This is a genomic window from Wolbachia endosymbiont of Oryzaephilus surinamensis, from assembly GCF_025617515.1.
Lineage (GTDB): Bacteria > Pseudomonadota > Alphaproteobacteria > Rickettsiales > Anaplasmataceae > Wolbachia.
On the sequence record NZ_CP092526.1, the window covers coordinates 1,025,840 to 1,039,529 of the forward strand.

Sequence of the window (13,690 nt, forward strand, 5' to 3'; positions counted from 1 at the left end):
ATTAAGTTGAGATGTTTAATACTTTCTTATATAATATATTCATTTACAAATGAATAGTAAACCTAACTATAGGTTAATATGAAAAACATATTTTTATCAATAATTAATAATATTTAGATACTTTATATATCAAGGAGTTAAGTTACCATGATAGAGCTTGTAATATATGCTTTACTAGCGGCGTTTATTTTTTCACGCTTATATAATTCTTTAGGAAGATCAGCCAGTCTCAACCTAAAAAAGCTAACAGGTGTATTGGATGTAAGTCAAAGTAAAGAAGATGTGGTAGAAAATATCGAAGATTATATTTATAGCAACGACAAAAGTTCAATAGAAACTACTTATGAACAAATATTACAAAAAAACAAAGAGTTTTCTATTTCCAATTTTATAGAAGGTTCAAGCATAGCTTTTGAATTAATAATAAAATATTTTAACCAAGGAAATTTACCTCAATTAAAATCCCTTCTGGACAAAGACTTATATAACAGTTTTGTGGATAAGATTAAACATCGTAAAGAGACACATGAGTCCATAATTGTTTCTATCGTTTCACAAAAGATCTTAGAAATAAAGTTAGTAAAAAACGTAATATTTATTGCAGTATATTTCCTTTCAGAGCAAATTAACTTCGTTAAGAATAACGAAGGAAACATCACATCAGGTAGCATGTCTACTATTAACAAAGTTGAAGATGTATGGCAATTCAAAAAAAATATTAATTCATCAGATCTAACTTGGTTACTTGTTTCTATTAACTATAAGAAGGCAAGTACTGATAAAAATTTAACAACAAATGACAACTGATGAAAAGTAGGCTACGAGAAATAGTACTTGATACTGAAACTACAGGTCTTGATACTAAATCTGGACATCGAATTATTGAGATAGGATGTGTAGAACTAATTAATCGTATTCCAACAGGTAAAACATTTCATCGATATCTCAATCCAGAAAGAGATATACCTTACCACTCATTTAAGATTCATGGTATTAGTGAGGAATTTTTGGAAGATAAACCACTATTCTCAGATGTTGCACTTGAATTTCTTGACTTCATATCCAATGACATTTTGGTGATTCATAATGCTGAATTCGATGTTAAGTTCCTTAATATGGAGTTAGGCAAGTTAAATGCTGGGTTAATTTCCTCAGATAGAGTGCTAGATACATTACCACTTGCAAGAAAAAAGTTTGTAGGATCACCTGCTTCTTTAAATGCATTATGCAAGCGTTTTGATATATCGCTAGAAGGTAGAGAGTTACACGGAGCATTAGTTGATGCTCAATTGCTTGCAAAGGTCTATGTTGAGCTTACAGGAGGATTGCAAACCTTTTTATTTAATAATGAATGTGCTCAGGACAATAACTCTACGTTTATTCAACATAAAGTGCGTAATTTAGCTCGCAGAGAACATTCACCAAGTATTAAAGAAATTGATGAGCATAAGAAATTGTTAGATAAAATTAACAACCCACTTTGGAAGGAATATATTGAATCAATCAACTAATCAATATATGATTTAACTTTATTGGAAACGCTTTAATGATAAAGTTTATAAGGTTATTGTCTAGTTTGCTAATAACAGTAGCAGCTATCTTCTTAGGTTATTGTTATTTTACTAAGCAAGGCATATTTGTTTCACAAAATACAGAAATTAAAATAGGTGGGGATTTTTCTTTGATTAACCAAAACGGGCAAATAGTACGCAGTAGTGATTTCAAAGATAAGTATATGATGATTTTTTTTGGATTTTCCTCATGTAAAAGAATTTGCCCTATGAACCTTGGAATAATTTCAGAAACACTTGCAAAGTTAGACGAGAAAACTGACAACAAGCTACAAACATTTTTTATCACAGTTGATCCTGAGCGCGATAATACAGAAAGGCTTAAAGAATTTCAGCAGCAATTTGACCATAGAATACAAATGCTCACTGGTGAAAGACAAAAAATAGATGAAGTAGTTGCAAAGTATAAAGTATATGCAAGTAAAGTAGATGGAGAAGAGGAAATTAACCATTCTTCAATGATATACCTTATTAGCCCTGAAGGAAAATATGTCACACACTTTGTAGCTGATTTAAATTCAGATGAAAGTCAATCTGATAAGATTCTGGCTGAGATAAAAAAATATGTAAGCTGAACTAAAGAGCTTAGCTTACTTTAAATTTATGCTAACAGCTATTTTGATTAAACTAAGTCGTTTTTTTAATTTTTTCTAGGATCAACTCAGCAGCTTTTTGTTCAGCAATTTTCTTACTAGGAGCGCATGCAGAAACTTTGTCATAACTCTCTATGCAAACTGATATAGTAAATTCAGGATTGTGTGCTGGTCCAGTTTGTTTTACAAGCTCATACTTCGGTAAAGGTAATTTATTTCTCTGAGTCCATTCTTGCAGTGAAGTTTTAGGATCTTGAGGAGGATCGAGGATGTCCTTAGCTAGCTTTTCCCAATGTCGGATAATAAATTTCTCAACACTCTCAAGTCCGCCGTCAATATAAATTGCACCTATTAGTGCTTCAAGCGAATTTTCTAAATTTTTTAAGTTACATTTTCCTCCGTTACAACGTTCACTATTATTCATGATAATAAAGTTACCTAACTCTATTTCTTTAGCAACATTAGCAATGGTACTGCCACAAACTAAATCCGTTTTTCTTTTTGCCAATGCTCCTTCTTTTTCTTCAGGAAACATTTTAAACAGCATAACAGACACAACCATATTCAAAACACTATCGCCCAAAAACTCTAGCCTTTCGTAGCTTACAACCTGGTCTTCGCTATTTCTCTTATTTACGCTTGGGTGGGTTAATGCCTCTTCTAATATTGCATAATCTGTAAATTTATAATTAATAACTTTAGATATTGTATCGTTCAAAACTCTCATATTAATCATTCAATAGAAAAGCACTCTCTATCATACCTCTACACTAAAAAGTTAGCTCTACTTTACTAAAACAATATCAATAACTTCCAAAATTAATGTATACAACCCACTGCTTCAGTAATGTTACTAAATCCATCTCTTTTTACCAATTCTGCAAGCTCCAGATTGATTTTGTTCACAACTTGATGCCCCTGGTATACAAGAGCAGTGTACAGTTGTACTAAAGAGGCTCCTGCCTTTATTTTTTCATATGCATCAACACCACTTGAAATTCCTCCGCATCCTATCAATAGAATTCTGCTTTTAGTAAGCTTGTACATGTCACTCAATAACTCGGTTGAAAGTTGAAATAATGGCCTGCCGCTCAACCCACCACTCTCATTATAGTAAGAATCTCGACTTATCGTAGTGTTGCTTACTATTAAGCCGTCAATTTTATATTCTAGTGTAAGCTCAGCGATATTTTCTTTTGTTTGCTGATCTATATCTGGAGAAATTTTTAATATTATCGGTATGGATTCAGAGCTATCGATTGATTTCCGGGTTAGAGTGATAGATTTCAACAATTTGGATAATTCTTGTTTATTGTGCAAATCGCGCAAGTTAGGTGTGTTTGGGGATGAGATGTTCAGTACTATATAATTGCTCTTTCCATATACTATCTTTATTAAGTCAACATAATCGCTGATTTGGTCCTTTGATGTACTGTTTCTTCCTATATTTATACCAAAAATACAATTACCAAGTTTAGTTTCACTTATCTGTTTAAGAAAATAGTCTACTCCTTTATTATTAAATCCCAATCTATTAATTATTCCTTCATCTTTAATTAATCGAAAAATTCTCGGTTTTTTGTTTCCATATTGGGGATGTTTAGTTACAGTACCAGCCTCAATAAATCCAAAACCAAATGAGAGCATCGGCTTTACAACTTCCGCATTTTTATCAAAACCTGCAGCAAGACCTACAGGACTCCTAATTTTATTACCAAAAAAGTTTACATTTAAAGACTTAGGTAGTTCTATAGGTTTCCTACAGGGCATCTTTTTTAACGCCGTTATTACCAAGGAGTGAGCGATTTCAGGCGGCAGTAAAAACAATAAATTACGTAATATCATTTTGTAAAACACTTTGCTTATTTTTAGTTTATTTTTTACCATGCAACAAGAATAACTTAGAAAGCTTGAGGTTTATCAAAATAGTAAGTATATAGTTTCTATGGGTAGTAAAAACTAATTTTTCTGAAGGGAAACCAGAACTTGATCAGTATTTTCATCTACTAATTCGAGGTAGCCAAATTTGTTAATTTGAGATTTTATTAGTATAGGAATCTTATTTCGATTTAAATAAAATCCCTGTTTTGATTGTTTATTAATCCGCAACCTTACATCCCCATTTTTCCAAGCAAGCATCTTATTTATTCCAGATTTTTCTTTACAATTATCTTCATTTACAAATCCTAAGTATTCATCTTCTGAAGAAGATATTGCAATCTCGCATATTCTATACCCTACCCAATTCCCTAGATATGGATCAGTATCGTCTTTTTCGTGAAGCTTGAACTCTCCTTTGACATATTCCCATGGAGCTTTTGCATCACCTACCTTTTTTAGAAAGAGTACGTCCTGATCAAAGTTTATAATGGTCCTTGTATGAAATGTTGTTAAGCTTGTGTCCCATAATAGTTTTTCTGTGATGCTAAAATGCTCTTTATCCTTTTGCATATTTTGAAATGATACGATTATCACATCTGCTCCAACTTCTCTTCCATAGTTAACATATTGACTAGCACGCCCATGTTTGGCTGTGAATGATGACTTACCTATTAACAGAAAGTCATTAAATAACGCATTATATATAGTCTGTGCACTGTAAGCTGTACCGACGTAAACCGGCTGTTTGTTGGATGAAGGGTACTTTTCTGGTGCAAGATGAGTATACGAGCTCTTTAATAAATAGTGAAAAGTGCAACTGGTAAGCAAGAAGGGCAAACCAATCAATAATAAAACTTCTGTTAATCTCTTTGGCATTTTACTGCTTATATTTTGAATATAGTATCTTATTTTTTTAAATATTTCATTAAAAGCCACACTTCTTGTTAAAATTTGAGAAGAAAAAACGATCTAATTGGAGTAAGAGGCCGGGACCGGAATTGAACCGGTATAAAAGGATTTGCAGTCCTCCGCATAAGCCATTCTGCCACCCAGCCGTTTTTTATGCGTAGATATTAATTATATCTTTTAGCATAGATAAAGCATCCTCTTTTTTTCTTTGAAAAGTGTTGCGCCCGATAATTGAACCATTACCACCACCTTGCTTAATTTCTTTTGCCTCATTGTATATATCATCCACTGACTTTGACTCACCACCAGAGAAAACTACTATTCTTTTTCCTGCAAAGCAAGACTTTTTAATATATTCAATTCTTTTAGATAATGATTCAATATTTTCTATTTTTTCTCTTTCCAGATGATTGGTTGGAAGTTTTACTTTTATTATGTTGGCACCGAGCAAAGCCGCTATATGCGCAGCATAGGCAATCACATCAACTGCTGTTTCACCTTCTTTGGAAACCCCTTCACCACGTGGATAAGACCATAGCACTACAACAAGGCCACAAGATTTAGCCTCAGCTATAATTTTGCGAGCTTCTTCCATCATATCAAAACACTTAGCAGAACCAGGATATATAGTAAACCCAACAGCCATGCAGCCCAAACGCAGCGCATCTTTTACAGAGGCAGTTATTGCTTGATCTGAAGTTAAGCTTTTTGAGTGCAAAGAGTTAGCGCTATTAAGCTTCAAAATAAGTGGTAGCATTCCAGCATAAGTTGAAGCACCAGCTTCGATCATACCAAGCGGAGCAGCGTATGCACTTACTCCTGAATCAACTGCAAGCTGAAAATGATAATGTGGATCGTAAGCATCAGGGTTAACTTCAAAACTTTTTATTGGTCCGTGCTCAAATCCCTGGTCTACAGGGAGAATTACTAACTTGCCAGTTCCACCAAGTTTCCCATGCATAAGAATGCGAGTAAGATTCGCTTTTACTCCAGGGTTTTCACTTTCGTAGTAACTTAGGATTTGTTTTACTTCTTCACTCATTAATATCTTCAAATTTACTCAAAGTGTAGCAAAAACTATAGTTGAAGCAAAGACCTTTTTATGCTCTTGTTCCTACGCCTATATTTAAAGGTGTAACTTTAGGATCAGTAGTATGCTGTTGTGGTTTTTCTTGAACTAAATCTTCAAAATACATTTTAACAATAGGAAGAACGAGCGGCATAAGTACTAATTTGTAGTCATACCATGCAAATTTTTCTTTATAACTAAATTCCGCATCTTCTTCATATAAACACTGGGTACAGTATTCACCATATAGTTCAAAAGCTTTCACAAAAGTCCTAAGTAAAGCAATAAGTAATAAATCTAATGCTAAATTAGCTATTAGCATCGTTCCATATTGAACAGGCCAGCCATTTTGTGCAACTTCCGACATTAAACTGCATACAGCAAACGCTGCTGATATACATATTACATAATTATCAGCAGCAATAAGTAGATTGTATCTTCTATTTAACCTATCTAGATTTCCTTCTTGTGAGCCTCTTTGTTTACTTGCTGCATAGATAATACTACAAAAGGATATAATAAATAACCATGGCCAAACTCCAATGCTGAATGCATAAAATTTATAAGCAATATTTTGCACTTTGCCACTGTTAGCAAGTTGTGATAAGCAATATTTGACTTGAGGCGACGGACCAAGTACCACATTTGCTAATATAAAAAATAAACATGCTCTATTCACAGCTTTCTCTCTACGCAATAGAATCTCATTGATTCTCCTTTGTTTTTCCTGCACTTCTCGCTGTAATGTTATAGATATGCCAGCTGCTTTTAAGTCGTTAAGATATTTCTCTAGCTTATCTTTATCTGCACTAAGTTTTTTAAACTTTTCTTCAGCTATTTTTTTCTCTTTCTCTCCTACTACTTTATCAGGGTGACATTTTAATGAAGCTCTTCTAAAGCGCCGCTCAACTAACTTAAGTACATCATCAAACTCCTGGCTTATTACTTCTTCCGCTTTTATTCCCAGCCTTGAAAATAAATTCCGTAAATCTTGATTACTGTAATATTGATTTCTGGTTAAACTTGCCACTATAGCCTCATTAAAAAATAGTGACTATACTACAAATTTAATACTCAAGCAAGAATTTAAACTATATCAAAAGCAATTCCGTGTTTACCAATATAAATCCTTAATTTCTTTCCTTTAATTAATCGACGATTCAGTATTTCTTCAGCCAAATGACTTTTTATCTCTTTTTCAATCAGCCTCTCTATTGGGCGTGCTCCCATTTCTTTGCTATAACCTGTTTGCGCAAGATAAGACTTTACTTCTTCTTCCACTGAGCAGCTTATACCCTTTTGCACAAGTTGTTTTTTTAATTCCTGAATAAATTTATCCACAATGTGCAAAATGACATCCGCATCCAAATCAGAAAAGGAAATGACTGCATCAAGACGATTACGAAATTCGGGGCTAAAAACCCGTTCCATTGCTTTTTCGCTGTCACTGATGTTAAAGTTTTTATACCCAAAGCCAATAGAACTTTTGTTACGTTCAAATGCCCCTGCATTGGTTGTCATAATTAAAATCGTATTGGAAAAATTAACCTTACGTCCGTAAGTGTCTGTAACACAACCATAATCCATGATTTGTAGTAATATATTATAAATATCACTATGAGCTTTCTCAATTTCATCAAGAAGTACTACGCTATATTGATTATTAGATACAGATTCTGTAAGCAATCCACCTTGGTCGTAACCCACATATCCAGGAGGGGAACCAATCATTCTAGATATTGTGTGAGGTTCCATATACTCAGACATATCAAACCGAATAAGGTTCATACCCATATTTTGTGCTAGCTGCTTCGCAAGCTCAGTCTTACCTACACCAGTTGGCCCTGCAAAAAGATACTTTGCCAAGGGTTTATTGTAACTTCTCAGACCAGATTTAGCAATTTTAATAGAATTAACGAGAAACTCTATCGCTTGCTCTTGACCAAAAATGGCCCTATTGAGATTTTCTTTCAAAGATTTTACTCTTTGCATATCATCAAACCCGCAAGGTACGTTTGTAATCCTAGCGATAGTACTCTTAATGTCTCTACTGTTTATAATTTTTCGCCTGCTTTTTTGTAACTTACAATATGCCCCTGCTTCATCTATAACATCAACTGCTTTATCAGGTAATATTCGCCCAGTAATATACTTGTGTGAAAGTTCAGCTGCAGATTTAATGGCATGTTTCGTGTAATATACTCCATGATACCTTTCATAGTAATGCTTTATACCATCTAGTATCTTTACTGTATCATTAATAGAAGACTCTTTTACATTAATTTTTTGAAACCTCCTTGCTAATGCTTTATCCTTTTCAAAGCTATTGCTATATTCTCTATATGTAGTTGCACCTATACAACGCAACGCACCTCTTGCAAGTGCAGGTTTGAGCAGATTGCCAGCATCAAGAAAGCTGCCACTTGTTGAACCTGCTCCAATAATAGTGTGTATTTCATCAATGAAAAGAATAGCGCCAGGTTTTGCCTCAATTACTTTTATTATAGATTTTATTCTCTCTTCGAAGTCACCTCTATAGCGTGTTCCTGCAAGAAGTGATCCTAAATCCAAAGCATAAATTATGCTGGATCTCAGTGCACTCGGAACACTACCTTCAATAATTTTCAATACCAAGCCTTCAACTATTGTTGTTTTACCAACACCTGGTTCTCCGACATATAAAGGGTTATTTTTTCTGCGTCTTAGCAAGATTTCTATAGTGCGATTTAATTCATAATCACGACCAATGACATAATCTATTTTTTTGCTTCTTGCATAATCATTTAAATTTCTACAATAATTTTGTAGAACTTCTTCATCTTTTAATAATTCACCTTTATTTGCTACAGTAGAGATATCGTTATTCTTATCAAGTTTTATCTTGCGATTAGTTACATATTCTTCTATATCACCTGAATATTTTATATTGGATATGTTATAAATCAAATTAGAATCCTTTGCATTCTGTTTGCATAATAGCTCTTCAATGTATAAATCTTGCTCAGACAGAATCTCTAATAGAATACTTGCTCCATTTATTTCTTTTCTTCCCAGACGATGAGCTCGTATCATGGCTTTATGTATTATGCGTTGAAATAGCACATCAGGCTCAACTTTATTGACAGTTAATTCGGAGTTGTCTTGTAAAAAACCTTTTGCATTATTACCACGATCATTCCTTAATATAATATTATCTATATTTATGATTTCACCAGCTCTGATGTTACATCTTGATAAAACATAATTTACATCCACATCTTTGGTTAATGCTAGCAACAAATGTTCCACTTTTGCATATTTAAGCTTACAATCAGAAGCAATCTGTAACGCTCTATTTAAACTTGCCTCTAAATTTTTAGAAATCATCTATTCTCTTTAAAAGTGTAAATTTATATATAATTAGTAGCACACAATTATTAAAAAAACTGAAATCTAGCAGCTCGTTGTAGCCAAATTGAATTAAGCTACAGATTATAGTCCACACAGCCTAACATTATACCGTTGTGATAATCTCAAAACGTTATAAGCAGCAGAATTAAGATTATCAAATTGTAGGTAAATCTAATTTGGGCTAGCTATATATTCTTTCTACCATCCTCCAATCACTTCACTTTGCAGCAAGTTTACTGGAGCTTTTAAAGAATAGAAGAATAGTTAAGTACATTAATACGCTTTTTCTAGTACTCTGCTTTTCTTCTTAAATACATTGATCTTTTTTCTACCGTATTTAGCCTTTAACGTACTTGGCCTTTTAAAGATCTTTTTGCTGTTACGTTTTTGAGATTGCATACTACAATCAAAATTTGGCTCTCCTTCTTTATCTGCTAGTGCAGGCAGTCTTCTCTTATCTTGAGGTGTAACAAAAGATAATGCAAATCCTTCAGCTCCCGCACGTGCAGTTCTACCTATACGATGAACATAATCAGCTTGCGATTGTGGTACATCATAATTGATAACATGTTGAATGTGCGGAATATCAAGACCGCGAGAAGCAACATCTGTTGCAACCATGATTTGATTGTGGCCACGACGAAAAGAATCAATGACTCTTTCACGCTTGTGCTGCCTTAAATCACCATGAATTGCCAAAGCGCTATAGTCATCTTTGTGCAATTTGTCAGCTAGCTGATCCGCTCCTCGCTTTGTTTTGACAAAAATAATGATTGATCCTTTGCGCTGACATAATTGTGTAACAAGCTTGCCATATTTTTCTGATTCTGATGCATAAACAACTTCTTGTTTAATTTTTACAGAAGTTGTAGCCTGGCAATCGACAGAAACACGCTCTGGTTGATTAAGATATTTTTCAGTAAGTTTTACTATTTCTCCAGGAAGAGTTGCAGAAAACATAAGAGTTTGCCTTATTTTAGGCAAATGCTTCATAATTTCTTCAATCTGAATTCCAAAGCCCATATCAAACATACGATCCGTCTCATCAAGCACAAGAATACCAACATTCCGAGTAACTAAAGTTTTACGCTCAATATGGTCTATAATACGACCAGGAGTACCTATTATAATTTGTGGTTTTTTCTGAAGCTGATTTAGCTGCCTAAAAATAGGCTCGCCTCCGATCAACAAAGCAACTCTTAGTAAAGAACTTTGAGATAAGAGTTTTCTTATCTCACTTGTTACCTGATGAGCAAGCTCTCTGGTTGGCACGATGACTAAAGCTGAACCAATGCTTGGCTCATTCATCAATTTAGCAACCAGTGGAATAGCAAACGCTAAGGTTTTTCCAGTTCCCGTTTGAGCAGACCCAAGAATATCTTTGCCCTGAAGAGCTAGAGGAATCGCTTGCACCTGAATCGGGGTTGGAACACAAAGATTATTTTTACTTAGAGCTTGCCTAAGCAAAGTTGGAAGCCCCATTTCATGAAAATTACTCACAATACATTACCCTATTAAAAAGCTTCACGATAGACTAATCTTCCAATCTTAAATTTATTGCAGACTTTTTATCTTCTCCGTTCCTACCACGCTCTTCTTTAAGCTCATAACTTACTCTTTCCCCTTTCATTCCTCTCTTTTTATCCTCTCCTCGAAGTTCATCAGGTCTTATTCCTGAACGTTCTAATGTACTAACATGTACAAAAACGTCCTCACCTTTACCTTCTGGCTTGATGAAACCATAGCCTTTTTCAACATTAAACCATTTTATATTACCAAATTCCATATGGATAACTCCTAAACTACTAACTAACATTATTAATGTGATGAAAAACTTTGAAATTACGATTTAGAATGCTTTAAGCTTAGTTACTGCAACTAAACTTCTATACTCCATAGTCTATTCTTAACATTACATAGTAATAGTACACAATTATTGTACTTAATGCAACTAAAATTTTTAATCACTAAGTGAACCTGCTACTGTCATTTCGCTAACTTTAATCGTTGGTGAATTAAACTGCCCACAGAAAGTTAGGTCATTTGCAACAACTAAATTGCTAAACATATTTTTCAAATTGTCGGCAACAGTAATCTCGTGTATTGGATACGTTATTTTACCATTTTCTATAAAAAATCCGCATGCACCTTGACTATAATCGCCATTGATTAAATTAACACCAAAACCAAATAAATCAGTTACATATATTCCTTCTTTTACTTCCTCAATTAATTCCTTAAACGATCTATTACCATTTTTGAAATAGAAATTACTAGCTGAAGGAATAATTGCAGCATTACTTGCACGAGTTGCATTTGCGGTCGTTTCCAAGTTTAATTTCCTAGCCGAATATAGATCTAAAATCCAGTTTTGCAGTACTCCATTTTTTACAAATTCATTTCTTCTACTCATTATTCCTTCCCCGTCAAACGGTCTTGATGTTATACCCCTTGGTAACAATGGGTCATCAATAATGCTAATCTCAGTATTAAAAATTTGATTATTTAAACTATTTCTCAAAAAAGAGCTATTATTTACAATATTGCTACCATTTATGGCAGAAGCAAAGCTCTTTACTAGCTCTTTTGCTGCTCTTTTTTCAAAAACAACCGGAAATTTGCCTGTCCTGATTGTACATGAACCCAATTGATCTATTGCTCTTTTTGCTGCTTCTTTCCCTATTGACTCCGGTGTTTTTAAATCACTGAAGTTGCATGCTACATCGTAATCGTAGCCTATTTTCATTTCATTCTTTTCTCCAGCAACAACAGAAACCTGATTAACAAAAGTTGACTTACTAAATGAACCAACAAAACCAGAAACGGTTGATAATACTGTATTTACTGAAGTATGTGAAGATGAAGCTCCTTCGGAATTAATAATATTTTTATGTGCAAGAGCTGAATTTTCTGTAGCTTCAGTAATTTCTTTTAAGTTATCAATTGTTACAACATTATTATCTGAGATATTTAAATCTGCAGAAGAGATATAATTACTGCCATCTACAGCAAAACTAATATAAGGATCTTCCTGGGCATTCTTTGCCATTTCCACCACTTGGCTCACTGCACTACTAAGATTATTCAAATCGTTTGTGGAAATATACGCAGCTTTGTTCTTACCTGCTATAGCTCTAATTCCGACAGTACAGTTTTTAGATTGTGATATTTGTTCAATTTTTGATAGACGCTGAGAAACCGAGGTCTTATTAGTTTCATATATTGTAACTTCTGCGTCTTGATTCTGCTTTTTTATTAGTTTAGTGATATCTGCTGCAATATTTAATATATTCATTTTTCATTCCTTGAGTTTCTATAAAGATTCTGCACCACCTATAACTTCAATCAAATCAGTTGTAATTGCTGCTTGACGAGAACGATTATAAAGTAATGCTAGTTTATTTAGCATTTCTTTTGTATTTCTGTTTGCTGATTCCATAGCAACCATCCTAGCACTATTTTCACTTGCTGCACTTTCAAGTAAAGCAGAATAAAGAGAAGCTGTAACATAATCTTGAGTCAAAGATTTTAAAATAAACTCAATATTTTGTGGTTCATACTCATAGCTGTAATCTGTTAGAGGACTAACTACAGAATTATCAATTAATAATGAGTCTTTACTCCATGGTTTTATTGTTTCTAATATTGGCTTTTGCATGAAGGTATTATAGAATTTACTGTAAAAAACCTTAACTTTATTGTATTTACTTAGATCTATATCACTAACCAAGGCTTCCACACGCTTTAGTGTGATTCCCTTACTATTTTCAACCTTCAAGATATTTTTAGAATTAAATCTATTTTTGCCTGTCTCAAAAGCTTTCTTACCAAAAAAAACAATGTCTACTTTCTTATCATTTGCAATTAATTTGTTTATATGCTCCTGACTAAATTTAACAACAGAGGAGTTGAAGCTGCCACATAAACCACGATCAGATGCAATAATAAATACTAGGAAAGAATCTTCATTATTGATATTTAGAATTCTTGCTAGTAACTCTTGATCCGCTGATAGCGCTAGTGAAGAAATAATGCTATGCAGCTTAGATATATGCAATTTTGAATTTGATAATTTCTTTTGGCTTTGTAATAATTTTGCTGCAGAAACCATTTGCATTATTTTCGTGATTTTCTGCACAGACTTAATATTTTTAATTCTTAAGGATAATTCCTTTAAGCTCTTCATTTTATATATAATTCTAATTTATTAAAATATATAACTGGTAATGTCTAAAAACAAGTTTTTTTGACATTGGAATCAAACCTAACTAAGAAAC

Annotated in this window: 13 protein-coding genes and 1 tRNA gene; 3 read left to right on the forward strand and 11 right to left on the reverse strand. The window is 33.4% G+C overall.

Features of this window, described 5'->3' with window-relative positions; genetic code table 11:
- Positions 1–147 precede the first annotated feature (147 nt).
- Genes MJ631_RS04645 through MJ631_RS04655 form a run of 3 tightly spaced genes read left to right on the forward strand, consistent with a single transcriptional unit; the run spans position 148 to position 2,146 of the window.
- Positions 148–807 carry a Tim44/TimA family putative adaptor protein gene (locus MJ631_RS04645; RefSeq protein ID WP_007302466.1) on the forward strand — a complete coding sequence of 220 codons (660 nt, stop codon included), beginning with the start codon at positions 148–150 and terminating at the stop codon, positions 805–807.
- Positions 807–1,511, forward strand: a complete 705-nt coding sequence (gene dnaQ, locus MJ631_RS04650) for a DNA polymerase III subunit epsilon (RefSeq protein ID WP_007302465.1) — start codon at positions 807–809, stop codon at positions 1,509–1,511. Before MJ631_RS04645 ends, dnaQ begins: the two co-directional genes overlap by 1 nt.
- A gap of 35 nt (positions 1,512–1,546) precedes the next feature.
- The gene (locus tag MJ631_RS04655) at positions 1,547–2,146 is read left to right on the forward strand and encodes an SCO family protein (RefSeq protein WP_007302464.1); all 600 of its coding nucleotides are present in this window, start codon (positions 1,547–1,549) and stop codon (positions 2,144–2,146) included.
- A 52-nt stretch (positions 2,147–2,198) separates the two neighbouring features.
- Here the strand turns inward: MJ631_RS04655 and rnc are convergent, their stop codons facing one another.
- From rnc to atpG, 11 genes are all read right to left on the reverse strand, one after another.
- Entirely contained in the window at positions 2,199–2,891 is a 693-nt protein-coding gene (gene rnc, locus MJ631_RS04660) for a ribonuclease III (RefSeq protein ID WP_012481989.1), read from the reverse strand.
- Between the two features lie 92 nt (positions 2,892–2,983).
- Positions 2,984–4,051, reverse strand: a complete 1,068-nt coding sequence (locus MJ631_RS04665) for a quinone-dependent dihydroorotate dehydrogenase (protein WP_007302462.1) — start codon at positions 4,049–4,051, stop codon at positions 2,984–2,986.
- Positions 4,052–4,123: 72 nt separating this feature from the next.
- Entirely contained in the window at positions 4,124–4,921 is a 798-nt protein-coding gene (locus MJ631_RS04670; RefSeq protein WP_052264760.1) for a hypothetical protein, read from the reverse strand.
- Positions 4,922–5,028: 107 nt separating this feature from the next.
- Positions 5,029–5,100 (reverse strand) — tRNA-Cys (locus MJ631_RS04675).
- A 5-nt stretch (positions 5,101–5,105) separates the two neighbouring features.
- Positions 5,106–5,996, reverse strand: coding sequence for a class I fructose-bisphosphate aldolase (locus MJ631_RS04680; RefSeq protein ID WP_007302460.1), 891 nt, complete (start codon positions 5,994–5,996; stop codon positions 5,106–5,108).
- A gap of 58 nt (positions 5,997–6,054) precedes the next feature.
- Positions 6,055–7,053, reverse strand: coding sequence for a hypothetical protein (locus MJ631_RS04685; protein ID WP_007302459.1), 999 nt, complete (start codon positions 7,051–7,053; stop codon positions 6,055–6,057).
- A 56-nt stretch (positions 7,054–7,109) separates the two neighbouring features.
- Complete coding sequence (locus MJ631_RS04690; RefSeq protein ID WP_007302458.1) at positions 7,110–9,389, reverse strand: AAA family ATPase; 2,280 nt, start codon at positions 9,387–9,389, stop codon at positions 7,110–7,112.
- A gap of 297 nt (positions 9,390–9,686) precedes the next feature.
- Complete coding sequence (locus MJ631_RS04695; protein WP_262986213.1) at positions 9,687–10,913, reverse strand: DEAD/DEAH box helicase; 1,227 nt, start codon at positions 10,911–10,913, stop codon at positions 9,687–9,689.
- A 34-nt stretch (positions 10,914–10,947) separates the two neighbouring features.
- Positions 10,948–11,199, reverse strand: a complete 252-nt coding sequence (locus MJ631_RS04700; protein WP_007302456.1) for a cold-shock protein — start codon at positions 11,197–11,199, stop codon at positions 10,948–10,950.
- Between the two features lie 174 nt (positions 11,200–11,373).
- Positions 11,374–12,708 carry a TldD/PmbA family protein gene (locus MJ631_RS04705; protein ID WP_007302455.1) on the reverse strand — a complete coding sequence of 445 codons (1,335 nt, stop codon included), beginning with the start codon at positions 12,706–12,708 and terminating at the stop codon, positions 11,374–11,376.
- A gap of 18 nt (positions 12,709–12,726) precedes the next feature.
- Positions 12,727–13,599: an ATP synthase F1 subunit gamma gene (atpG, locus tag MJ631_RS04710; RefSeq protein WP_007302454.1), complete on the reverse strand. Its 873-nt coding sequence runs from the start codon at positions 13,597–13,599 to the stop codon at positions 12,727–12,729.
- Positions 13,600–13,690 lie beyond the last annotated feature (91 nt).

What these genes read in the sequence shown, in the direction of transcription:
- MJ631_RS04655 (WP_007302464.1), top strand. Translation starts at nt 1,547, where the DNA reads ATGATAAAGTTTATAAGGTTATTGTCTAGTTTGCTAATAACAGTAGCA.
- atpG (WP_007302454.1), bottom strand. Translation starts at nt 13,599, where the DNA reads ATGAAGAGCTTAAAGGAATTATCCTTAAGAATTAAAAATATTAAGTCT.
- rnc (WP_012481989.1), bottom strand. Translation starts at nt 2,891, where the DNA reads ATGAGAGTTTTGAACGATACAATATCTAAAGTTATTAATTATAAATTT.
- MJ631_RS04700 (WP_007302456.1), bottom strand. Translation starts at nt 11,199, where the DNA reads ATGGAATTTGGTAATATAAAATGGTTTAATGTTGAAAAAGGCTATGGT.
- dnaQ (WP_007302465.1), top strand. Translation starts at nt 807, where the DNA reads ATGAAAAGTAGGCTACGAGAAATAGTACTTGATACTGAAACTACAGGT.
- MJ631_RS04680 (WP_007302460.1), bottom strand. Translation starts at nt 5,996, where the DNA reads ATGAGTGAAGAAGTAAAACAAATCCTAAGTTACTACGAAAGTGAAAAC.
- MJ631_RS04690 (WP_007302458.1), bottom strand. Translation starts at nt 9,389, where the DNA reads ATGATTTCTAAAAATTTAGAGGCAAGTTTAAATAGAGCGTTACAGATT.
- MJ631_RS04645 (WP_007302466.1), top strand. Translation starts at nt 148, where the DNA reads ATGATAGAGCTTGTAATATATGCTTTACTAGCGGCGTTTATTTTTTCA.
- MJ631_RS04705 (WP_007302455.1), bottom strand. Translation starts at nt 12,708, where the DNA reads ATGAATATATTAAATATTGCAGCAGATATCACTAAACTAATAAAAAAG.
- MJ631_RS04665 (WP_007302462.1), bottom strand. Translation starts at nt 4,051, where the DNA reads ATGGTAAAAAATAAACTAAAAATAAGCAAAGTGTTTTACAAAATGATA.
- MJ631_RS04670 (WP_052264760.1), bottom strand. Translation starts at nt 4,921, where the DNA reads ATGCCAAAGAGATTAACAGAAGTTTTATTATTGATTGGTTTGCCCTTC.